Origin of the sequence: Mycobacterium sp. E735, assembly GCF_001666955.1 — a bacterium.
Classification (GTDB): Bacteria; Actinomycetota; Actinomycetes; order Mycobacteriales; family Mycobacteriaceae; genus Mycobacterium.
On record NZ_LZIX01000040.1, the window covers coordinates 1 to 15,038 of the forward strand.

General features: G+C 67.5%; 19 protein-coding genes and 2 pseudogenes. 15 read left to right on the forward strand and 6 right to left on the reverse strand.

Annotation, left to right across the window (positions count from 1 at the left end):
• Positions 1–88 (forward strand): annotated as a pseudogene (locus A5704_RS29020) (hypothetical protein); the annotation flags it as partial.
• On the opposite strand, the pseudogene A5704_RS03490 reads toward A5704_RS29020, so the two are convergent.
• Positions 68–409 (reverse strand): annotated as a pseudogene (locus A5704_RS03490) (lipid droplet-associated protein); the annotation flags it as partial. The pseudogenes A5704_RS29020 and A5704_RS03490 overlap by 21 nt on opposite strands.
• An 88-nt stretch (positions 410–497) precedes the next feature.
• Here A5704_RS03490 and A5704_RS03495 point away from each other — a divergent pair.
• Complete coding sequence (locus A5704_RS03495) at positions 498–1,496, forward strand: 4-hydroxy-3-methylbut-2-enyl diphosphate reductase (RefSeq protein ID WP_067754944.1); 999 nt, start codon at positions 498–500, stop codon at positions 1,494–1,496.
• Positions 1,497–1,519: 23 nt separating this feature from the next.
• On the opposite strand, the gene A5704_RS03500 is transcribed toward A5704_RS03495, so the two are convergent.
• Complete coding sequence (locus A5704_RS03500) at positions 1,520–2,701, reverse strand: DUF6542 domain-containing protein (protein WP_197508443.1); 1,182 nt, start codon at positions 2,699–2,701, stop codon at positions 1,520–1,522.
• Positions 2,702–2,842: 141 nt separating this feature from the next.
• Between A5704_RS03500 and ychF the strand changes: the two genes are divergently transcribed.
• From ychF to A5704_RS03515, 3 genes are all read left to right on the forward strand, one after another.
• Positions 2,843–3,916 (forward strand): redox-regulated ATPase YchF, encoded by a 1,074-nt coding sequence (gene ychF, locus A5704_RS03505; RefSeq protein ID WP_067887398.1) that lies wholly within the window; start codon positions 2,843–2,845, stop codon positions 3,914–3,916.
• Positions 3,917–3,932: 16 nt separating this feature from the next.
• Positions 3,933–4,403 (forward strand): SRPBCC family protein, encoded by a 471-nt coding sequence (locus A5704_RS03510; protein WP_067754935.1) that lies wholly within the window; start codon positions 3,933–3,935, stop codon positions 4,401–4,403.
• Between the two features lie 83 nt (positions 4,404–4,486).
• Positions 4,487–5,011 (forward strand): monooxygenase family protein, encoded by a 525-nt coding sequence (locus A5704_RS03515; RefSeq protein WP_067887399.1) that lies wholly within the window; start codon positions 4,487–4,489, stop codon positions 5,009–5,011.
• A 36-nt stretch (positions 5,012–5,047) separates the two neighbouring features.
• Here the strand turns inward: A5704_RS03515 and A5704_RS03520 are convergent, their stop codons facing one another.
• Positions 5,048–5,542, reverse strand: coding sequence for a nitroreductase family deazaflavin-dependent oxidoreductase (locus A5704_RS03520; protein WP_067887402.1), 495 nt, complete (start codon positions 5,540–5,542; stop codon positions 5,048–5,050).
• Between the two features lie 76 nt (positions 5,543–5,618).
• Between A5704_RS03520 and A5704_RS03525 the strand changes: the two genes are divergently transcribed.
• The 5 genes from A5704_RS03525 (at position 5,619) to A5704_RS03545 (ending at position 8,223) form a co-directional block, all read left to right on the forward strand.
• Positions 5,619–5,990, forward strand: a complete 372-nt coding sequence (locus tag A5704_RS03525) for a hypothetical protein (protein WP_067754927.1) — start codon at positions 5,619–5,621, stop codon at positions 5,988–5,990.
• Positions 5,991–6,060: 70 nt separating this feature from the next.
• On the forward strand, positions 6,061–6,459 hold the full coding sequence (locus tag A5704_RS03530) for a VOC family protein (protein ID WP_067754924.1): 399 nt from the start codon (positions 6,061–6,063) through the stop codon (positions 6,457–6,459).
• Between the two features lie 119 nt (positions 6,460–6,578).
• A complete protein-coding gene (locus A5704_RS03535; protein WP_067887405.1) occupies positions 6,579–6,938 on the forward strand; it encodes a hypothetical protein in 360 nt (119 codons plus the stop codon).
• A 106-nt stretch (positions 6,939–7,044) separates the two neighbouring features.
• A complete protein-coding gene (locus A5704_RS03540) occupies positions 7,045–7,599 on the forward strand; it encodes a glycoside hydrolase (RefSeq protein WP_082954761.1) in 555 nt (184 codons plus the stop codon).
• A 300-nt stretch (positions 7,600–7,899) separates the two neighbouring features.
• Positions 7,900–8,223 (forward strand): putative quinol monooxygenase, encoded by a 324-nt coding sequence (locus A5704_RS03545; protein WP_067749917.1) that lies wholly within the window; start codon positions 7,900–7,902, stop codon positions 8,221–8,223.
• On the opposite strand, the gene A5704_RS03550 is transcribed toward A5704_RS03545, so the two are convergent.
• Positions 8,220–8,912 carry a guanylate cyclase gene (locus tag A5704_RS03550; protein ID WP_067749928.1) on the reverse strand — a complete coding sequence of 231 codons (693 nt, stop codon included), beginning with the start codon at positions 8,910–8,912 and terminating at the stop codon, positions 8,220–8,222. The genes A5704_RS03545 and A5704_RS03550 overlap by 4 nt on opposite strands.
• A gap of 69 nt (positions 8,913–8,981) precedes the next feature.
• Here A5704_RS03550 and A5704_RS28705 point away from each other — a divergent pair, with 69 nt between their 5' ends.
• Positions 8,982–9,191, forward strand: coding sequence for a hypothetical protein (locus A5704_RS28705; protein WP_082950480.1), 210 nt, complete (start codon positions 8,982–8,984; stop codon positions 9,189–9,191).
• Here A5704_RS28705 and A5704_RS03560 read toward each other — a convergent pair.
• Positions 9,143–9,967, reverse strand: a complete 825-nt coding sequence (locus A5704_RS03560; RefSeq protein WP_067887411.1) for an adenylate/guanylate cyclase domain-containing protein — start codon at positions 9,965–9,967, stop codon at positions 9,143–9,145. The genes A5704_RS28705 and A5704_RS03560 overlap by 49 nt on opposite strands.
• Before the next feature lie 121 nt (positions 9,968–10,088).
• Here A5704_RS03560 and A5704_RS03565 point away from each other — a divergent pair, with 121 nt between their 5' ends.
• The gene (locus A5704_RS03565) at positions 10,089–11,495 is read left to right on the forward strand and encodes a glucose-6-phosphate dehydrogenase (protein ID WP_067887414.1); all 1,407 of its coding nucleotides are present in this window, start codon (positions 10,089–10,091) and stop codon (positions 11,493–11,495) included.
• A gap of 15 nt (positions 11,496–11,510) precedes the next feature.
• A complete protein-coding gene (gnd, locus tag A5704_RS03570) occupies positions 11,511–12,533 on the forward strand; it encodes a phosphogluconate dehydrogenase (NAD(+)-dependent, decarboxylating) (protein WP_067749926.1) in 1,023 nt (340 codons plus the stop codon).
• A 190-nt stretch (positions 12,534–12,723) separates the two neighbouring features.
• Here gnd and A5704_RS03575 read toward each other — a convergent pair whose 3' ends face one another.
• Positions 12,724–13,587 carry an alpha/beta fold hydrolase gene (locus tag A5704_RS03575; RefSeq protein ID WP_067755958.1) on the reverse strand — a complete coding sequence of 288 codons (864 nt, stop codon included), beginning with the start codon at positions 13,585–13,587 and terminating at the stop codon, positions 12,724–12,726.
• Between the two features lie 121 nt (positions 13,588–13,708).
• Between A5704_RS03575 and A5704_RS03580 the strand changes: the two genes are divergently transcribed.
• Both A5704_RS03580 and A5704_RS03585 read left to right on the forward strand, forming a co-directional pair.
• Positions 13,709–14,182, forward strand: coding sequence for a VOC family protein (locus tag A5704_RS03580; protein ID WP_067755955.1), 474 nt, complete (start codon positions 13,709–13,711; stop codon positions 14,180–14,182).
• 111 nt (positions 14,183–14,293) lie between these two features.
• The coding region (locus A5704_RS03585) for an alpha/beta fold hydrolase (RefSeq protein WP_067887416.1) at positions 14,294–15,038 on the forward strand (745 nt) is incomplete at its 3' end.

Consider the following 15,038-nt stretch of genomic DNA (forward strand, 5'->3'; position numbering starts at 1 on the left):
CAAGCCCTCCTTCTACACCGGTCGCGGCACATTCTCGTTGCGGCTCAGCGAGATTCGCGCCGTCGGCGTCGGCGAGCGAGTACAGCGCGAACCGTCCCTCGGTGCGGCGATCGCCGTCGGCGACACCGCCCTCGGCCGGGCCGGGCGCCTCGACCGCGTCGGGCAGGTCCTCGTCGAAGGTCGCCCATTCCGGCTGCTCGTCCTTCGGCGGAAAGATGTTCTCCAGGGTGCTGTCGCCCTTGATCGCCAGCTCGGCGAGGTTCTGCTGAAATCGCATCACAAGGTGCGCCGCCTGACTGGCCAAGGTCATGGGGTACATCAGGATGGTTTTCGGCAGCTTCATGGTCTCCTCGACGGCGACTGTCGCCGCGCCGACCAGTAGCCGAACTCCATACGGTGCAGTAGCCATGGGTCCAAGATTGCCTTAAGCGACCGCTAACTCCAAGCCCGCCGGCGCGAGCTGGCAAGCCCGTGCCGGCAGAACGTACCCTGGTGTCATGCCGCCGACTGTTGACATGGGGATTCCCGGCGCGTCCAGCTCGGTAGCCAGCGATCCGGCCCGCAAGCGAGTGCTTCTGGCCGAGCCGCGTGGTTACTGCGCGGGCGTTGACCGGGCCGTTGAGACGGTCGAACGCGCGCTGGAAAAGCACGGCGCCCCGGTGTATGTGCGCCATGAGATCGTGCACAACCGGCACGTGGTGAACACGCTGGAGCAGGCCGGCGCCGTGTTCGTCGAGGAGACCGACGAGGTGCCCGAGGGGTCCATCGTGGTGTTCTCCGCGCACGGGGTCGCGCCGACGGTGTACGCCGCGGCCGCCGAACGCAACCTGCACACCATCGACGCCACGTGCCCGCTGGTGACCAAGGTGCACAACGAGGCCAGGCGATTCGCCCGCAATGACTACGACATCCTGCTGATCGGCCACGAGGGTCACGAGGAGGTCATCGGCACCTCTGGGGAAGCCCCCGACCACGTGCAGCTGGTGGACGGGGTGGCCGCCGTCGACAACGTGACGGTGCGCGACGAGAACAAGGTGGTCTGGCTCTCACAGACCACGCTGTCGGTCGACGAGACGATGGAAATCGTCGACCGGCTGCGGCAGCGGTTCCCGAAGCTGCAGGATCCGCCCAGCGACGACATTTGTTACGCGACGCAGAACCGGCAGGTCGCCGTCAAGGCGATGGCGCCGGAGTGCCAGCTGGTGATCGTCGTGGGGTCGCGGAATTCGTCGAACTCGGTGCGCCTGGTCGAGGTGGCGCTGGGCGGCGGCGCCGCGGCCGCCCACCTGGTCGACTGGGCCGACGACATCGACCCGGCTTGGCTGGAGGGGGTGACCACCGTGGGCGTGACCTCCGGTGCGTCGGTCCCCGAGGTCTTGGTGCGCGGCGTGCTGGAGCGGCTGGCCGATCACGGCTACGACGTGGTGCAGCCCGTTACGACGGCGCAGGAAACCCTGGTGTTCGCCCTACCGCGCGAGATCCGGTCACTGCTCTGACGTAGTCGGGCGCCGGATGGCGCTCAGCCGTCGTATTCCCAGGACTCCATCGGGGGTCGCTGAGGCCGGCCATACGCCCGTGAGCGATTCCGGCGGTCAGGGCGACGCTCCGCCGCGGGCTCGTCGCCCGCGTCGCGGTAGCGCACCTGCGAGATGGGATGATGCGTCCCGCCGTTGCCGTTCGGCGTGGGGCGGCGTCGCCTCGGCTCGTGCGCCGGCTCATACCGGTCGTAGCTGTCGAACCGGCCGAACTGCTCTCCGGACAGGTCGTAAGGATCCCCGAAACGGCTGCTCCGCGGTGCGGGCCGCTCGTAAGGCGGCTCGTAGGGCCGCTCGTAGGGGTTGCGCCGGGTGCGCGGCTCCCGGCGGCCTTCACGGGTCGACTGGCCACGCGGGTCCGGATCGGCCTCCGGCCGGGGGCGCCGGCGCGACCGGCGGGGAGGTTCTGCGGGGTCGTAGTCCCTGGCGGCCGCCGAGCCCTTCCGGCTGCGCCGCTCGCCCGGTTCGGCGGTCTCATCCAGCGGTTCCCGCGAGCGCCGGGAATGGGTTCGGGCGGAGCGGGTGGTGGACCGATCGCCGCGCGGCGTCCGGCGGGCCCGCGCCGAGGAACCGGCCCCGCGGCTGCGCCGCCCCTTGGCGGGCGCGGCCGCGTCGGCGTCGTGCTCCCCGGATTCGGGACGCAGAATCGCCTGCAATTTGGCGGCGAGGCCGCCGAGGACGGACTTGGAGTCGGCGGATTGCGCGTCGTCCGGGGCGGGCGCCTCCGCGGTCGGCCGCTGCGACATGCCGAAATACCATCTGACCAGCCCGATCAGCAGCACTACCCCGGCGGTTCCCAGCATCAGCGGGAACCGCTCGATGAGCGGATAGCCGCAGTTGATCAGCAGATCCTTGAGATGGCCGACCTTGGCGTCGTGGAACAGCCAGTACGCGCCCGGCACCGCGACGAAAAGTATCAACGGGGGCTGGATGATCGCGGTGAACAGCCCGTCCTGGCGCACCGCGAGCACCGCCGCCACGCAGCCGGCTATATAGAAGCCCGCGAAGACGTGCGTCAGCTCCTTGTGGCCGGAGTCGATTCCGTATCCGATCGCGGTGGCGGTGACGGCGAGGAGCAGGGCGGCATACCACGGCACACCTGGGATATTTGGGTGGATCGACCGGTGGGAGGCTTCCACCGTCGAGGTTGCCCGCTGTCCTGACACATGTTGACCGTACCGGCAATGGGGCGAAAGCCCCGTAAATACCTTGTAGCGATCCCGGGCGTGCCACGCCCCGGGGCCTGGGAGGCGCTCGAAAGGTCCACGGCAACCCGCGGGGTCGCCGACCCCTAGACTTGGGTCCCTGTGAGCCTGAGCCTGGGAATCGTGGGTCTGCCGAATGTCGGCAAATCGACTCTGTTCAACGCGCTGACCCGCAACGACGTGGTGGCGGCCAACTATCCGTTCGCCACGATCGAACCGAACGAGGGCGTCGTTCCGCTGCCCGATCCGCGGCTGGACAAACTGGCCGAGCTGTTCGGGTCCGAGCGCATCGTGCCGGCGCCTGTGACATTCGTCGACATCGCCGGCTTGGTCAAAGGCGCGTCCGAGGGGGCGGGCCTGGGCAACAAGTTCCTGGCCCACATCCGCGAATGCGACGCCATCTGCCAGGTGGTGCGGGTGTTCTCCGACGACGATGTGACCCACGTGGCCGGTGAGGTGGATCCCAGATCGGATATCGAGGTCGTCGAGACCGAGCTGATCCTGGCCGACATGCAGACGCTGGAGCGCGCCGTACCGCGGCTGGAGAAGGAAGCCCGCACCAGCAAGGACCGCAGGCCGGTGTACGACGCGGCCGTCGCCGCCCAGGAGACGCTGAACGCCGGCAAGACGCTGTTCGGCGCCGGGGCGGACACGTCGCTGCTGCGCGACCTGAACCTGTTGACCACCAAGCCTTTTCTGTACGTCTTCAACGCCGACGAGGCGGTGCTGACCGACGCGGCGCGGATCGCCGAGCTGCGCCAGCTGGTGGCTCCCGCCGACGCGGTGTTCCTGGACGCGGCCATCGAGGCCGAGCTGAATGAGCTCGACGACGAGTCGGCCGCCGAACTGCTGGAGTCCATCGGGCAGACCGAGCGCGGGCTCGACGCCCTGGCCCGCGCCGGCTTTCACACCCTTAAGCTGCAGACCTTCCTCACCGCGGGCCCAAAAGAGGCGCGGGCGTGGGTGATCCACCAGGGCGACACCGCGCCGAAGGCGGCCGGGGTGATCCACACCGACTTCGAAAAGGGCTTCATCAAGGCCGAGATCGTGTCCTACGACGACCTGATCGGCGCCGGCTCCATGGCGGCGGCCAAGGCGGCCGGCAAGGTCCGGATGGAAGGCAAGGACTACGTCATGGCAGATGGCGACGTGGTCGAATTCCGGTTCAACGTCTAGCGGGAACACTGGCGTCATGGGACGAACAGATACCGCCTCGGTGGTGATCGCTGCCCCACTGAATCAGGTGTATGCCGCGCTGGTGGAACCGCAGGCGCTCGTCGAATGGCTTCCGCCGCAAGGGATGTCCGGGAGGTTCGATCATTTCGACGCCCGCCCGGGCGGGTCTTACCGGATGAGGCTGACCTATGCCGAGCCGCCCGCGTCGGGCGGCAAGTCAAGCGACGACTCGGATGTCGTGGATGGTCGGTTCGTCGAGATCGTGCCTGGCGACCGGGTCGTGCAGGCCGTCGACTTCGAATCCGACGACCCCTCGTTCGCGGGGACGATGACCATGACGTGGGCGGTCACAGCGCTGAGCGCCGGCAGCACCCGTGTTGAAATCCGCGCCGACAATGTCCCGCCGGGCATTTCCGCTGAAGACCATCTTGAAGGACTGCGGTCGTCGTTGGCCAATCTCGCGGCCTATCTCACGTCGGGGACGTGAGTGGCGACGACGTCGTGTTGCCATTCCGCATGCACGATGCGACAGTCGAATCACGCGTCTCGGGGGCTTGACCGGAGGTCGGGATGGCAGTCGATCGGCAGACGGTGGATCTCACCGAGTACCCCGACCTGGTGGTGGTGTATCTCGGAATGAGGGTGCGGCGGCCCCGCGGACTGCTGCGGATGCTGGGCCTCGGTCCCCAGATTCGTCAGTCGTGGAAGCGGCAACCCGACGGCCTCTTGTTGCACGAAGACCTCGTCTGGTCATTCTTTCCCCCGCATCTTGGCATGCGGCAGTACTGGCGCGACCTGGACAGCCTGGAGCGGTGGACTCGCTCGGAGCCGCATCGGCAGTGGTGGCAACAGTTCCTGAAAGACTCCGGCGGCACCGGCTTCTGGCACGAGGCGTATCTGATGAGCGGCGGCATGGAGGCGATTTACGATGACACGCCCCAGCTCGGCATGGCGCGGTTCGCTCCAGTGAAACCGGCCCGGGGCGCACGGTTCTCGTCTCGGACGCGGGCAGGCCGGACCGATACGCCCGCCGCGACACCCGTCGTTCCGGAGGCCGACTATTACCGGGCGCAGGGCGACACGCTGCACTCGTAAACGGCTTCCGTCTGTAACGCCCAGGGGCACAACGTATCAGCGCGGCTTGAGCCGGAGGATCGGAATGTCGCGGCCCGCGGGCGCCGCTTTGTCCCGGTACTCGGCGTATCCCGAGTAGATCCGGTTAGCCAATTCGAATAAACGGGCGTATTCGTCGGGATCGGTGACCTGCCGCGCGGTGAAGCGCTCGCCGCCGAATTCGCAGTCCGGATGCGCCTTCAAGTTGTGGTACCACTGCGGGTGTTTGGTGCCGCCGAAGTTGGAGGCCAGCAGGATGACGTCGGGACCGTCATGGAAGTAGGTGAGTTGCACCTCGCGCTTCTGGCCGGACTTCGCGCCGGTGGTGACGAGCGGCGCGTTGATGATCGAGCCCATGTTGACCCGCCCTCCCGTGAGGCGGAACAGGTATGGATCGGTATGGCGTGCGATGTGGCGGGCCATGAACTGCCCCGCCCGCGAACGTCCGAAACGAACGCTCGCCCGATACAGCGGGCCCCGGCGCTTGTGCGGGTCCACGTACCTCAGCGGCATCTCCCGACCATACTGGGCTGAGCCGGGGCAAAGTTTGGGGCTTGCTTGGATTCCGCTCCGGGGAAATGCTCTAGGGATGGGTGAACGCGTGAGGTCGTGCGTCCGGCGGTTGGGGCAAAGCTTGATGGGCGGCACGTTGGTGTTGTCCGCGCTCGCGCTGGCCGGCGGCGTCGCACACGCGGCCCCGACCTCGCACTGGTGCCCGGGCACTGCCTGGGATCCGAGCTGGGGCACCGTTTACGACTGGGACTGGGGTACGTGCCACGACTGGCAGGGCCCGGCGGGCCAAAGTTTCCCGACGGGCGCGGGACCGTGGGGGCCGGCACCGATATGGGCGCCGCCGTCACCGCCCCCGCCGTCGTGGGCGCCCGGGGCCAAGCTGATGTGGAACCCGACCGGCCCGGGCAACTGGGGATTCTGGAACAACGGAATCTGGACCCCGGTCTAGTCGGGCCGCCCCGCCTGTCGGAGGTGCCTCGTAGCATGCCCTGGTCGCGTCACCGCAGCCAGGAGGGCTCATGAAATTCGTCTCGACCCGCATCATCACCGCCGACGTCGGCCGGCTCGTCGATTTCTACGAGGCGGTCACCGAGGTTCCCGCGGTGTGGGGCAACGAGCTTTTCGCCGAGATCCCGACGCCGGTTGGCACGCTGGCGATCGGCAGCGACAAGACCGTGCCGCTGTTTGGCGCCGGATCCGCCGAAGCCGCGGCCAACCGCAGCGCGATCGTGGAATTCCTGGTCGACGACGTCGACGCGCAATACGAGCGGCTGCGCGAACACGTGGGCGAGGTCGTGACCGAGCCGACCACCATGCCCTGGGGAAACCGCGCACTGCTGTTCCGGGACCCGGACGGGAACCTCGTCAACCTGTTCACCCCGGTCACCGACGAGGCTCGCGCCAAGTTCGGAATTTGACTGGCGCACAATTAAATTCGATGCGACGATAGCGACTGAGCCGATGGGGTGAGACAGTGTCGGCCCATGCGCACCGAACACCCGTGCGCGGGGTCCCCCGCGGCGTTATGGTTTAGCTCGTGGCCGTTGGGGACAGCCCCGAAACATCCGGAGAACTCGAACGCCAGGCCGAGGCGCTCGATAAGCGCGAGGAGGCGCTTGACGAGCGCGAGGCCGAAATCAGAAGGCGCGAGTGGCTGGCGGGTAGACGAGATCGGCTCGCCGACCAGCGAGACCGAATCGCGGACGATCGCGAGCGTCAAGCAGACGAGCGGGAGCGGCGCGCGGACGAACGCGAGGGCTCGGTGGAAGAGCGTGAGCGTGCCCGACGCGGGCGCTTGGCCGAACAGGCGATGCGCACGGATGCGACGGCCCGGCGAGAGCAAGCCGACGTCGACCGGGAGATGGCGCAAACCGAACGCGGGCCCGACTACACCTGAGGCCACGCGTTTGCTATAAGTGCGGCGGACGCCATTGTCCGCATTGCGAATGACGTAGGCCACAAATTTTGGCGAACAATAACCGTTATTGCTAGCGTCCCCGGCCATGGTAGTACTTGCAACTTTGATGTCATTGATTAATCAGGTTTCCGGGACGCCCTATATTCCGGGTGGCGATTCTCCCGCTGGGACGGATTGCTCAGGACTCGTTTCGTGGGTTGCCAACGCAGCATCCGACAGGCCAGTCTTCGGCAACCGGTTCAACACCGGAAACGAAGAAGCGGCGTTATTGGCGCGGGGTTTCCAGTACGGGACCGCCCCCAACGCCCTAGTGATCGGATGGAACGGCGGCCACACGGCCGCGACACTGCCGGACGGCACCCCAGTGGCCAGTGGTGAGCGCGGCGGCGTGCACATCGGTGGTGCTGGCGCCTACCAGGCCGGGTTCACGCACCACATGTTCCTGCCGATGCCGCCGGATGGGGAGGGCGCACTTCCCCCGCCGCCGGACGCGCCGCCCTCGCCGCCGGACGCGCCCTCGGCACCGCCGGAGGCGCCGCCGGTGTTGGTCGACGCCACGGCCCCCGCGCCGCCTCCGCCGCCGGCCCCGCCGGCGCCCGAATTGCCGCCGCCCGGCGATCCGGGAATTGCAAATCCCTAACGAATTGAATTCACGAAGGATTCGATTCGGCGCACAGATTATTTCCGTTGTACATATCCGCGGACTCCGATGGAGTGAAATAGCTCCGAACTCGCCGAGTTTGTGACCCAGGCCACTTCGCGGGCGGGTCGGAGCCGCCGAGGATTTGTGCGGAACACAGATGAAGCGCGCCCCGCCCGTCGATTAAGACGGCCGGGGCGCGCTTTGCTGGCGGTCCGGTGCCTCGGATGGATATGCTGGCGCTGCCCACCCGTATCGGGCGGGCGTAGCTTCTCCCAGCGAGCAAGGCGGATACCGGCCATGATCTTCATCGTCGTCAAGTTCGAGACCAAGCCCGAGTGGACGGACCGCTGGACGGATCTGGTCGCCCCGTTCACCGCCGCCACCCGCGCCGAGGACGGCAACCTGTGGTTCGAGTGGTCGCGCAGCCTGGACAAACCGGCCGAGTACGTCTTGGTGGAGGCGTTCCGTGACGACGAGGCGGGCGCCGTCCACGTCAACAGCGATCACTTCAAGCGGGCGATGCAAGAGCTGCCGCAGGCCCTCACGTCCACCCCGAAGATCATCAACCAGACGATCGACGCCACGGGATGGTCGGAACTGGGCGAGATGTCGGTCGGCTAGCCGACTTCGCCTACCGTCACGGTGATTTCGCCGCCCAGTCGGTAGCCCGGCGCCAGCGGAAGCGTGTCACCGCTCCAGAACTTGCCGGGGTCGAACCAGTTGGCGTCCTTGTCCGTGTTCAGCAATCCCATTTCCTCGTAGGTGATCGCCACCGTCTCCGCGCAGTAGGCCGTGGAAATGCTCATCTTGCGTTCCTCCCGGCGGCGCCGGGTCTGCTCGCGAACCTTGCTGTCCACCAGCGGGATTCCCCGCACCCAGTCGTTGACGGTCGGAAGCCGGCCGCGGAACCAGCGACCGGTCAGCCGTGCGGTGGTGGGAAAGGCGGTGCCGTCCATTCGCGCGATCACCCGCAGCAGCTTGTTCTCCTGGTCACGGGTGGGGTTGGGCGTCAGCTGGCGCAGCCAGCACCGCTGCTGGTACCGCTGCGTCCACTGCAGGACGGCCTGGCGCAGATCGTTGAGTTGCACGCCCCGGTGGTTGGTGCCCGTCCACATGTCGACGAGCTTGTCGCCCAACTCGGCGTGCCAGATCAACGGCGGCAGATCGTCGATGGCCACCGTCATGCCGACGTGGTTCACCGGTGCGTTCGTCAGGGTCTGAATCGCGCGGTCGGGCCGTGAGCGGCCGCGAAACAACCAAAGATCGCCGGTGCGAGTCTCGTTCAGGGCCTCATCGAGGGTCAGCGTCATGAGCGTGTCGATGCCTGTGTCCGGTTGCAAGAGCACACAAGTTAAACACAGCCCGAATACGCTGTGTTCATGCGCAGACTGTGGAAGTGGGTCGGGCTGGCCGGCGTCGCCGGTGTCGTCGCCGGGGGCGCACTGGTGGCTCGCGACCAACGCAAACGACGCGCCTACACCGCCGACGAGGTCCGGTCCCGCCTGCATCAACGGCTGGCCGAGTACGACGGGGAGGGCTTTCAGTCCAGATCGGGATCGGCGGGGGCCTCCACGGCGAACAACGAATAGGTCCCCGAGAAGCCCTTCAGCTCGACCTCGCGGCCCTTGCCGAATTGGATGTCGTCGCAGTCGGAAAGGGCATCCCGCACCGGTTGGCTCACCAAGATCTCGCCGCCGGCGGCCTGGGCCGCCACCCGCGCCGCCATCGCGACGTTGCGGCCGAACAGATCATCACCGCGGCGCACCGACCGGCCCATGTGGATACCGATCCGAACGCGGATCTCGTCGTGCCGCTTGCGTTTTGCGTCCTTGCGCAGCGCGCGCTGCAGGTCGATGCCGCACCGCACCGCCTGGTCGGCGCGGGAAAAGGCGACCATGAAGCCGTCGCCCTGGCTCTTGACCACGTGACCGGACCGGCGCTGCACCAGGTCCGACACCAGCTTGTCGTGTGCGCCAATGAGTTTGACCCAGGCGCGGTCACCGATCCGCTCGTTGAGCGCGGTCGATTCCTCGATGTCGGAGAACAGGATCACCACCCGGCCGTCCGGGGTGACCCTCGCCAGGTCGGGGCGTTCCACCTCCGCCCAGTCCGCGAGATCCTCGATCGAACCGCGTACGGCGGCCCCGAAGCCCTCCTTGCGTACCACGTTGGCGGTGTTCCACACGGTCTTGAGGGCCTCGCGCCCACCCGACAACAGCCAGCTGCGGGTGTCGGTCCGGTGCCGCAATTCGTCGATCTCCTGGCGGCTGCGCACCAGCAACCGCGAAAGCACGGCGAGCGCGACGGCTTCGATCACGGCGATGCCGGCCAAGACGTAGACCGCGATATGCAGCGCATCACCCACGCAAGCATCCTGCCAAGGCCCCGATGGCTTGCGGTTGTCGGGCCTGTGTGCGGTGTCTAGTGTTAGGTCCGACCGCCGCGGGTAGTGAGTCTCTAGAGCCAACGACTTCGGAGGTGCGGGCTTGGCTGACGGCGGGGACAACTCTTCGAACAAGCTGGTGATCTTCGGCATCACCGGCGATCTGGCGCGCAAGATGACCTACCGCGCCTTGTACCGCCTCGAGGCCCGCAAGTTGCTCGACGTCCCGATCGTCGGCGTGGCCAGCGACGACATGCCGCTCGAGAAGCTGGTCGAGCGCGCCCGCGAGGCCGTCAAGGCCTCCGGCGAGAAGTTCGACGACGCGGTCTTCGACCGGCTCGCCGCCCGGCTGTCCTATCTGCACGGCGATGTCACCGATGAAGAGCTGTACGGCCGGCTCGCGAAGAAGATCGGCAAGGATTGCCGCCCGCTGTACTACCTGGAAATGCCGCCGTCCCTGTTCGCGCCGATCGTCGAAAACCTCGCCAAGGCCGACCTGCTGGAATGCAGCCGCGTCGCGGTGGAAAAGCCGTTCGGCCATGACCTGGCCTCGGCGCGCGACCTCAACGCCCGGCTGCGTGCGGTGCTCGACGAGGACCAGATCCTGCGGGTGGACCACTTCCTGGGGAAGCAGCCCGTCGAAGAGCTGCAATACCTGCGCTTCGCGAACAACGCCCTGGCCAAGCTGTGGGACCGCGACAGCATTTCCGAAATCCACATCACCATGGCCGAGGATTTCGGCATCGAGGACCGCGGCAAGTTCTACGACGCGGTGGGCACGCTGCGCGACGTCGTGCAGAACCATCTGCTGCAGGTGCTCGCGCTGGTCGCGATGGAGCCCCCGGTCGGTCCCAGCGCCGACGACCTGAACGACAAGAAGGCCGAGGTGTTCCGGGCGATGCCGGCCCTGGATCCCGAGCGGTGCGTGCGCGGCCAGTACCGCGGCTACACCGACGTCGACGGGGTGGCCAAGGATTCGCAGACCGAGACCTACATCGCGCTGCGGACCGAGATCGACAACTGGCGCTGGGCCGGTGTGCCGATCTTCCTGCGCGCCGGAAAAGCACTGCCCGAGAAGGTGACCGAGGTGCGGATGTTCCTCCACCACGTTCCGGGATTCTCGTTTCTGCCGAACCGCCGGCCACCCGAGCCCAACCAGATCGTGCTGCGCATCGATCCCGATCCCGGGATGCGGTTGCAGTTGTCGGCCCAAGTCGGCGACGGCTGGCACGACGTGCACCTGGACTCGTCGTTCGCCGAGGATCTCGGGGAAGCCGTGCGGCCCTACGAACGGCTCCTCTACGCCGCGCTCACCGGGGACCGGCAGCTCTTCGCGCGGGAAGACGCGATCGAGGAGACGTGGCGGATCGTGCAGCCCGTGCTGGACAAGCCGAGCCGCATCCACCACTACGAGCAGGGCTCGTGGGGGCCCGAGGCCGCGCAGTCGCTGCTCCACGGTCATCGCAGCTGGCAGGAGCCGTGGCTGCCCAAGCGCACGTCGTCACAGTAAGGAGATCGGGAAGAGATGCAGCTCGGGATGATCGGACTGGGCCGGATGGGCGCCAACATCGTCCGCCGCGTCGCCACGGATGGACACGAATGCGTGGTCTACGACCACAACCCCGACGCGGTCAAGGCGATGGCGGGGGAGGAGAGGACCACCGGTGTGTCGTCGCTGCGGGAGCTCGCCGAGAAGCTGACCGCTCCGCGGGTCGTCTGGGTGATGGTGCCGGCGGGCACGATCACGACGGGGGTCATCGAGGAGCTGGCCAAGACGCTGGAGTCCGGCGACATCGTCATCGACGGCGGCAACTCGTACTACCGTGACGACATCAGCCACGCAAAAACCTTGTCCGAGAACGGAATTCACCTGCTCGACTGCGGCACCAGCGGTGGCGTTTGGGGCAGGGAACGCGGCTATTGCCTGATGATCGGCGGTGACGACGAGGCCTTTCTGCACGCCGAGCCGATCTTCGCCAGCGTCGCGCCCGGGGTGGACGCGGCGCCGCGCACGCCGGGCCGCGACGGCGAAGTCGACCGATCGGAAAAGGGTTACCTGCACTGTGGGCCGTCCGGCGCCGGGCACTTCGTCAAGATGGTGCACAACGGCATCGAGTACGGCATGATGGCCTCGCTCGCAGAGGGGCTCAACATCCTGCGCAACGCCGACATCGGCAAGCAGGTGCAGGAGGGTGACGCCGAAACGGCGCCGCTGTCGAATCCCGAGTTCTACCAATACGACTTCGACATCCCCGAGGTTGCCGAGGTGTGGCGCAGGGGCAGCGTGATCGGCTCCTGGCTGCTCGACCTGACCGCGATCGCGCTGCACGATTCGCCCGACCTCAAGGAGTTCTCCGGGCGCGTGTCCGACTCCGGCGAGGGCCGCTGGACCGCGATCGCGGCGATCGACGAGGGGGTCCCTTCGCCGGTCCTCACGACCGCGCTGCAGTCGCGCTTCGCCTCGCGGTCACTCGATGACTTCGCCAATAAGGCGTTGTCGGCGATGCGCAAGCAGTTCGGCGGGCACGCCGAGAAGCCGGCCAACTAGGGGCGGGTCGCCACAGTCGGACTCAGTGGCGATCGCGAGGGCGGCGTAGCCGGGCGATGCGGGTCGCCACCGTCGGATTTAGTGGCGATCGCGAGGGCGGCGTAGCCGGGCGATGCGGGTCGCCACCGTCGGACTCAGTGGCGATCGCGAGGGCGGCCTAGCCGGGCGATGCGGGTCGCCACCGTCGGACTCAGTGGCGTTTGACGAACTTCACCACGGCGTCGCTGAACGCATCGTTGTCGTCACCGGCCGCGGTGTGCCCGGCTTTGGGCAGCTCGACGAACTCCGCGCGGGGCACTGTGGCCAGAAAGTGCCGAACGCCCTCGGGGCTCACGACGTCGGACAGCTTCCCGCGGATCAGCAGCACCGGAATCGACAGGCTCTTCGCGGCCTGCTCGAACTTCTCCGTCCGCAACTCGGGATCGTCGCCCGGCTTGGTCATGAACGCCGGATCCCAGTGCCAGTACCAGCGGCCGTCGCGGAGGCGCAGGTTCTTCTTCAACCCCTCGGGGCTGCGGGGCTTGTCCCGATACGGCAGGTAGGCGGCGACGGCGTCGGCGGCCTCCTCCAGCGAGTCGAAACCGTCGAGGCCGCTGATCATGAAATCGCGAATGCGGGCGCTGCCGCCCTTCTCGAATCGCGGCACCACGTCGACGAGGACCAGTCGGGTCACGTTTGCCGGCCCGGCCCGGTGGGCGGCGAGGATGCCGGTCAGCCCGCCCATGCTCGCCCCGATGATCATCACCGGCCGGCCGATCGCCTCGATCACCCGGAGGACGTCGGCGGTCAGGGTGTCGACGTCGTAGTCGGCGTTGGGCGCGCGATCACTGTCACCGTGTCCCCGGCTGTCGAGCGCCACGACGTGCAGGCCCTCGTCGGCCAGGATTTGACCGGTGTTTTTCCACGAATGCCGGTTCTGGCCGCCACCGTGCAGCATCAGGACGCTGGGCCGGCCCGCGCCGTCGGTCCCGCGATTCCATTCGTCGGCGACCAGGGTGATCCCGCCGGCACCGGAAAACTCGACCGTCTCGGGGGTGCTGGTGACGGTGCTCATGCGACCTGACGTTACATAGCGCGTATATGCACCGTTCGCCGGGTCGACGGCGCGATGAGTTTCCGCACCGGCCGGGGTCTATCAGGAAGACACCAACGAGCCAACAAGGAGGGCGCCGCCCATGCCATCGATCACCCCGTCGCTGTGGTTCGACCACAACTTGGAGGACGCGGCCAGGTTCTACACCTCGGTCTTCCCGAACTCCCACATCGAGGGCTTCAATCGGACCACCGAGGCCGGACCCGGCGAGCCGGGCACCGTCCTGTCCGGCAGCTTCGTGCTGGACGGCACCCGCTTCATCGGGATCAACGGCGGCCCGCACTTCCGGTTCAGCGAGGCGGTGTCCTTCACGATCCACTGCAAGGACCAGGACGAGGTCGACTACTACTGGGAACGGCTGACCGACGGCGGCGAGGAGTCGCAATGCGGCTGGTGCAAAGACCGCTTCGGCCTGAGCTGGCAGATCGTGCCGGACCGGCTTTATGAGTTGATCGGTGGTCCCGACCGGGCGCGCGCGGCGGCGGCCACGCAGGCGATGTATGGCATGCGCAAGATCGTCATCGCCGATTTGGACCGAGCCGCCGCGGAGGTATAGCCAAAATCCCTGTCGCAGCTGCAATTTGACCGCTTGGGGCATGCGGTCGGTGCGGCGTGGACCCACACGCGTTAGGTTGGTCCGTGCGGACGCGCCGAGCAGGGAGTGAACATGGGTGAACCTGGCTGGATCGACGTGCCGACCCCCGCCGGGAACCTGAAGGCACTCACCTGGGGGCCCCGTGACGCCCCCCTCGCGTTGTGCCTGCATGGTTTCCCCGACACGCCCTACGGATTTCGCAAGGTCGCTCCCCGGCTCGTGGAGGCGGGCTGGCGGGTGGTGGCACCGTTCATGCGCGGGTACGCCCCGTCCTCGATCCCGGCCGACGGCAGCTATCACGTGGGCGCGATGATGGACGACGCCCTGCGGGCCCGCGCGGCCGCCGGCGGCACCGACGCCGACGTGGTGATCGGCCACGATTGGGGCGCGATCGCCACCACCGGGCTGGCCGCCATGCCCGACAGCCCCTTCGCCAAGGCCGTGATCATGTCCGTGCCGCCGTCGGCGGCCTTCCGCCGCAAGGCCGGCGCCGGCGAGCGTGCCCGGCTGGTCGCACACCTGGCGCGCCAGCTGTTGCGCAGCTGGTACATCATGTACTTCCAATTGCCATGGCTGCCAGAGCGTTCCGAATCTTGGGTGCTGCCGCTGCTGTGGCGTCGATGGTCGCCGGGATACCGCGCTGACGAGGATTTGCGTCACGTCGACGCGGCAATCGGAACGCCGGAAAGCTGGCGCGCGGCGCTGGGGCCCTACCGCGCCACGATCCGCAACACCCGCCCGCCCGCGCGGTATGCCGAGCTGAACGAGCTGTGGACCGAAGGGCCCGTATGGCCGTGCCTGTACCTGCATGGTCGCG